Here is a 5,952-nt window from a genome sequence, read left to right on the forward strand (position 1 = left end):
GGCAGCTGTTCGGCTGCGGCTTCGCCAACGTCCAGCCGCATTCGGGCGCGCAGGCGAACGGCGCGGTGATGCTCGCGCTGGTCAAGCCCGGCGACACGATCCTGGGCATGAGCCTCGACGCGGGCGGCCACCTGACCCACGGCGCGAAGGCGGCGATGAGCGGCAGATGGTTCGACGCCGTGCAGTACGGCGTCACCCGCGACACGCACCTGATCGACTATGACCAGGTCGAGGCGCTCGCGATCGAGCGCCGGCCGAAGCTCATCATCGCCGGCGGTTCTGCCTATCCGCGGCAGATCGACTTCGCCCGCTTCCGCGCCATCGCGGACAAGGTCGGCGCGTTCTTCATGGTCGACATGGCGCATTTCGCCGGCATCGTCGCCGCGGGGCTGCACCCTTCCCCGTTCGGCCACGCGCACGTCGTCACCACCACCACCCACAAGACGCTGCGCGGGCCGCGCGGCGGCATGGTGATGACCGACGACGAGGGGCTGGCCAAGAAGATCAACTCGGCCGTCTTCCCAGGCCTGCAGGGCGGCCCGCTGATGCACGTCATCGCCGCCAAGGCGGTGGCGTTCGGCGAGGCGCTGCGGCCCGATTTCAAAGGCTATATCGCCGCCGTGGTCGAGAACGCGAAGGTGCTCGCCGCGACCCTGAAGGAGCGCGGGGCCGACGTGGTCTCGGGCGGCACCGACACGCACCTGGCGCTGATCGACCTGACACCGCTCGGCGTCACCGGCAAGGACGCCGACGAGGCGCTGGAGCGCGCGCGCATCACCTGCAACAAGAACGGCGTGCCGTTCGATCCGCTGCCGCCGGTCAAGACCAGCGGCATCCGCGTCGGTTCGCCGGCGGGGACGACGCGCGGCTTCGGCCCCGCCGAGTTCCGCGACATCGGCCACATGGTCGCCGACGTGCTCGACGGCCTGGCCAAGAAGGGCGAAGCCGGCGACAGGCAGGTCGAGGCAGCGGTCGGAGAGCGCGTCCGCGCCCTGTGCGCCCGGTTCCCGATCTACGAGGGATGAACCAATGAGCAGCTTCGAGGACAAGGCCGACGAGGTCCGTGCCACCGTGCGCGACACGCCGGGACTGGGCAAGAAGATGGCGAAATACGGCGCGGTCGGCGCGGTGCTCGCCATCCCCTTGCCGTTCGTCGGCCCGATCCTGGGAGCGATCACCGGCGCGGCCGTCGCCTATGCGAGGCGCGGAAAGGTTTGAGGCGCTCACGCGCCATGGCCGCACCGGCCCACTCCCCCACCCGGTCTCCCCCAGCGTATCCTGATTGGGAGGCCGGATGGGAGAGCGGGCCGGTGCGGCGCGACCATGAGGTCGCCAGGTAGATGCGCTGTCCGTTCTGCGGCCATGAGGACAGCCAGGTGAAGGACAGCCGCCCCACCGACGACGGGGCGGCGATCCGGCGGCGGCGGCAGTGCGAGGGCTGCGCGGCGCGTTTCACCACTTTCGAGCGCATCCAGCTGCGCGAGCTGACCGTGGTCAAGGGCGATGGCCGGCGCGAGCCGTTCGAGCGCGACAAGCTCACCCGCTCGATCGCGGTGGCGGCGCGCAAGCGGCCGATCGAGCCGGTACGGCTGGAGAAGCTGGTGTCCGGCATCCAGCGCCAGCTGGAGACCGCCGGCGAGAGCGAGGTGACTGCGTCGCGGATCGGCGAGCTGGTGATGGAGGGGCTGAAGGGCCTCGACTCGGTCGCCTACATCCGCTTCGCCAGCGTCTATCGCGATTTCAGCGAGGCGCGCGATTTCGAGGAGTTCGCGGGCGCGGTCGGCGAAGTCGTCAAGGGCTGATCACCCCTGCGCGAACACCACGCCGAGCGCGGCGGTGTTGAGCGCGAGCAACGGCCCCAGCCAGAGATTGGACGCGCGCAGCGCTTCCAGCGGCGCCGGCGACATCAGCGCGCCGGCCAGCGCGGCGGTGAGCAGCAGCAGGTAGAGAACGCTCAGCACCAGCGCGACGAGCCAGCTCGGCTTGCGCTGGGACTGCGCGACGGCCGCGCCCGCCGCCGCGCCAGCCGCGCCGCCTGAGCCCTTCTGCGCCTGGTAGTGGATGCCGCCGACCAGCGCCATGACCGGGAACAGGTTCGGCGTGAACCAGTCCCACGCTGCGCGCACGTCCGCCCCGAACAGCGGCAGGTTCGACATCACGACCAGCAGCAGGATGAGGACGACGCCCCACGCCCACCAGATCGTCGCCAGCACTGTCGTCGCGCGCATCGCTCAGCCTCCCATCAGCCCGGCGCCGTGCAGGTGCGCACGCGCGCCGAGCGCACTGGTCGGCACGAACACGGGCTCGGCGTTCACCGCGGTGCGTGCGAACTCGTAGACCAGCACCTCCAGATGGTGGTCCGGCCCCAGCGGCAGCGCCGCGATCGCCTGCGGCAGGCGGTCCGCGCCGCCCTGCGTCCAGGCTTCGGCGGTCTCGATTCCCACGGGCGCGGCGCCGGTCGTCCGGTCGCGGTCGGTGACCAGGAACACCAGCACCCGATAATGGCCGGGGTCCGCCTGCCGGAACGCGTCCACCCACTGGCCGGGATGGCGCAGCTGGGTCCAGTCCACGAGCGCGGTCGGCGCCATCGCCCAGCGGCGCGGCGCCGGCGCCGGGCGCCCGTCGGGCAGGAAGCGTTCGGCGCGCGTCGCCAGCGCGAACCCGCCGGGGACGGCATAATAGCTGCGGTCGTCATAGCCCTTCGCCGCCAGCGCCGTGCGCAGCGCGCGCTCGGCCGCGCCGACCGTCGTGACGTTCGCGCCGAGCAGCGGGAAGGGCAGATCGACCTTCGCCGACGGGCTCGGCGCGGGCAGCGGGAACCGCGGATAGTCGCTCGGGACCTGCGCCGGCAACGGCTTCGGAGAGGATGTGGAGGAGGCAGCAGTCTCGCTGGCAGCGGTCCGCGCGCGGTGCATCGTCGGCGAGCGACCCCCACCGATGGTCACCCGCGCCGGCTTCGGCATGGGTGGCGGCGGGACATAGGTGGCGCTTGCGGCGGCCGGTGGGCGCGGCGGCATGGCCGGCGGTGGCGGTGGCGGCGGCGGAGCGGGCGGCGGCGTCGCTGTTGGCGGGGGCGGGGGCGGGGGCGGCGGCGCGCCGCAACCCGCCATCATCAGCAACGCGAATACCGCCAGGCAGGTGCGCACCGTCAGCCCCCTTTCAGTCCACCGCACGGCGATGCTAGCAGCTTTGGCCCCGGCTGATAAGGCGCGGGCCAACCGCAATCACCGGACCGCAAGCTTGGCCGCGCCCCCGCCCCCCGTCATCGTCCTGGTTCGCCCGCAGCTCGCCGAGAACATCGGCAAGGCGGCGCGCGCGATGCTCAACTTCGGGCTGACCGAGCTGCGGCTGGTGAGCCCGCGCGACGGCTGGCCGAACCCGGCCGCCGGCCCGGCGGCGAGCGGGGCGGACCAGGTCATCGCCGACGCCGCCGTGTTCGCCGACGTCGCCGCCGCGGTCGCCGACTGCGCGCACGTCTACGCCACCACCGTCCGCAAGCGCGGCGTCACCAAGCCGGTGGTGACGCCCGAACAGGCGGCGGGCGCGATCCGGGTCGGGCCGGGGCGCAGCGCCGTCCTGTTCGGCCCCGAACGCTCGGGGCTGGCGACCGACGACGTCGCGCTCGCGCGCACCATCGTGACGGTGCCGATCAACCCCGCATTCGGCTCGCTCAACCTGGCGCAGGCGGTGATCCTGCTGGCGTACGAATGGTCGAAGGCCGAGGCGCTCGCCCAACCGCCCGCCGTCGAGCTCGAGCCGCCCGCCCCGCAGGCGGAGCTGGACGGCATGATCGCGCAGCTCGACGCCATGCTGGAGCGCGACGGCTTCTATCATCCCGCCGATCGTGCGCCGACCGTCCGCCGGACGCTGCGCACGCTGCTCACCAAGCCCGGCTGGTCGGCGCAGGAGGTGCGCACGCTGCGCGGCGTGCTGTCGGCGCTGGACGGGGCGAAACGGTCGCGCGGCTGACGCGTCGTGTCCGCCGACGGTTGCCAGGCCGCCGTCAGGCGAACCTGACCGCGATGGTCTCCGGCCGGCGTCGGCGCAGGGCGAAGCCCACCGCACCGAACCCCGCGACCATCATCCCCCAGGTCGCAGTCTCGGGCACGCCGGGCGCGATCGCCTGCACCGAGACGGCGTCGAGATAGACGCCGGCATTCAGATTGTGACTGGTGTCGGTGAAGGACAGCGTCGCGTTCGCCGAGTCCGCCGTGAAGCTGCCGGTGTAGACGATCCAGCCCGCCGCGGTGCGCGTGCTGTTGGCGTGGGTGACCGCCGTCGCCAGCAGCGTCGTGAGACCGACGACCGACACGTTGGCCGAGGCCGGCGTGTAGTCCGGGTTGTTGGCATAGGCGAAGCTGAGCTGATAGATCGCTCCCGCGGTCGTCGCGAAACTCTGCGCGATGGCGCCGCTGCGGCCGGTGCCGACCAGGTCGAGCCATTGCGTCCCTTCGAACGCATAGACCGAGTTGGCGCCGTAAATGGCGTTGCTGGCGATGTCGACATTGTTGGTCGTCACCGTCCAGCCGGGGATCTGCGTGCCCGAATAGGTGGTGAAGTATCCGGTCGGGGTCTCGAACCCACCGTTGGTGAGCAGTTCCGCCGATGCCGGCATTGCCGCCGCCAGCGCGGTGGCCATCATCGTTCCGGTTAACAGTCTCATCATATCCCCCATCATGCCCGGCAATTCGCCGCCTCCCGGCATCTGCCGCAGACAAGCTAGGGGGCGGCGGTGGCCCGCAGATTGGAAATTCCCGCCAATCCGGACATCGTCAGATTATGGGACGGTGCACGACGGCACCTGCGCGACCATCATCCCATGATGCATCATCCCCGCTGATGGTGCACCGGCTCGCGGGGCGACCTCTCGCGAGCCCCCGCGCGTTCACACGGCCCGATCCCGCGGCGCAACGCAAGGATCGTCGATCGCGGTCCCGTCAATCGCCGGTCGCCTCACGCCGGTCGAACGCGTCCAGCTCGTACGCGATCGACGCCTCGACCAGCCGGTCCCAGAGCGCCGCGAGCGCGTCCTCCGGCAAGCCCGCCGCACGGGCCTGGCCACGAACGTTGGCGATCACCTGCGCCTTGCGCGCCTCGTCGCGCACCGCGCCCCGCATAGGCTTGATGCGCGCCGCCGCGTCCATATAGCCGAAGCGGCGACCGAGCAGCGCCACCAGCTCGCGGTCGACCTGGTCGACGCCGGCGCGGACCTCCGCCAAGGTGGTGCAGTCGGGGCCGGCGGGGATGGTCATGCGCCGGCTCTGGCGGCGCGGGCGCAAGCTGTCCAGCTTGACCGCGACCGCCCGCGCGGCTAGGCGCGCCCCTTCGCAATCGCCCCTGCACCCCGGTGAAGCAGGCGGCCCGCGCGCAACCCCGCAAAGTGCTACTTTGGGGGGACCCCGTCGGGGGTGGCGAGTGGCGCGAGACCGGGACCTACGTTGTTAGCAGATTGAAGGAACCATCATGTCGAAGCGCTCCAGCGCCAAGCACAAGCTCGATCGCCGTCTGGGCGAGAACATCTGGGGCCGGCCCAAGTCGCCGGTCAACAAGCGCGAATACGGCCCCGGCCAGCACGGCCAGCGCCGCAAGGGCAAGGTCTCCGATTTCGGCATCCAGCTGCGCGCCAAGCAGAAGCTGAAGGGCTATTACGGCGACGTCACCGAGAAGCAGTTCAAGCAATCCTATCAGGAGGCCGCCCGGATGAAGGGCGACACCAGCCAGAACCTGATCGGCCTGCTGGAGCAGCGGCTGGACATGATCGTCTATCGCGCCAAGTTCGCGCCGACCATCTTCGCCGCCCGCCAGCTGGTCAGTCATGGGCATGTCCGGGTGAACGGCGTCAAGTGCAACATCGCGTCGCGTCGTTGCTATGTCGGCGACGAGATCACGCTGGGCAGCAAGGCGCAGGAGATGGCGCTGGTGCTGGAGGCGCAGAACCTCGCCGAGCGCGAG

General features: G+C 71.2%; 9 protein-coding genes. 5 read left to right on the forward strand and 4 right to left on the reverse strand.

Translation table 11 applies throughout. The annotated features are described in order from the left end of the window. The 3 genes from glyA to nrdR all read left to right on the forward strand — a co-directional run. On the forward strand, nucleotides 1–1,025 hold a 1,025-nt coding region (glyA, locus tag ACFE64_RS14635; protein WP_375393194.1), incomplete at its 5' end, for a serine hydroxymethyltransferase. Between the two features lie 4 nt (nucleotides 1,026–1,029). Then, the gene (locus ACFE64_RS14640; RefSeq protein ID WP_375393195.1) at nucleotides 1,030–1,218 is read left to right on the forward strand and encodes a hypothetical protein; all 189 of its coding nucleotides are present in this window, start codon (nucleotides 1,030–1,032) and stop codon (nucleotides 1,216–1,218) included. A gap of 122 nt (nucleotides 1,219–1,340) precedes the next feature. Next, nucleotides 1,341–1,802: a transcriptional regulator NrdR gene (gene nrdR / locus ACFE64_RS14645; protein WP_375393196.1), complete on the forward strand. Its 462-nt coding sequence runs from the start codon at nucleotides 1,341–1,343 to the stop codon at nucleotides 1,800–1,802. On the opposite strand, the gene ACFE64_RS14650 is transcribed toward nrdR, so the two are convergent. Both ACFE64_RS14650 and ACFE64_RS14655 read right to left on the reverse strand, forming a co-directional pair. After that, a complete protein-coding gene (locus ACFE64_RS14650; RefSeq protein ID WP_375393197.1) occupies nucleotides 1,803–2,228 on the reverse strand; it encodes a hypothetical protein in 426 nt (141 codons plus the stop codon). A 3-nt stretch (nucleotides 2,229–2,231) separates the two neighbouring features. After that, nucleotides 2,232–2,852, reverse strand: a complete 621-nt coding sequence (locus ACFE64_RS14655; RefSeq protein WP_375393198.1) for a hypothetical protein — start codon at nucleotides 2,850–2,852, stop codon at nucleotides 2,232–2,234. A 388-nt stretch (nucleotides 2,853–3,240) separates the two neighbouring features. On the opposite strand from ACFE64_RS14655, the gene ACFE64_RS14660 reads away from it, so the two are divergent. Beyond that, nucleotides 3,241–3,969, forward strand: a complete 729-nt coding sequence (locus tag ACFE64_RS14660) for an RNA methyltransferase (protein WP_375393199.1) — start codon at nucleotides 3,241–3,243, stop codon at nucleotides 3,967–3,969. Nucleotides 3,970–4,003: 34 nt separating this feature from the next. Here ACFE64_RS14660 and ACFE64_RS14665 read toward each other — a convergent pair whose 3' ends face one another. Then, entirely contained in the window at nucleotides 4,004–4,663 is a 660-nt protein-coding gene (locus ACFE64_RS14665; RefSeq protein ID WP_375393200.1) for a DUF642 domain-containing protein, read from the reverse strand. A gap of 274 nt (nucleotides 4,664–4,937) precedes the next feature. Beyond that, nucleotides 4,938–5,252 (reverse strand): chorismate mutase, encoded by a 315-nt coding sequence (locus ACFE64_RS14670; RefSeq protein WP_375393201.1) that lies wholly within the window; start codon nucleotides 5,250–5,252, stop codon nucleotides 4,938–4,940. Between the two features lie 211 nt (nucleotides 5,253–5,463). On the opposite strand from ACFE64_RS14670, the gene rpsD reads away from it, so the two are divergent. After that, nucleotides 5,464–5,952, forward strand: a 489-nt coding sequence (gene rpsD / locus ACFE64_RS14675; protein ID WP_375393202.1) for a 30S ribosomal protein S4, incomplete at its 3' end; no start/stop codon positions are given.

The organism is uncultured Sphingomonas sp., assembly GCF_964250165.1.
GTDB lineage: Bacteria > Pseudomonadota > Alphaproteobacteria > Sphingomonadales > Sphingomonadaceae > Sphingomonas.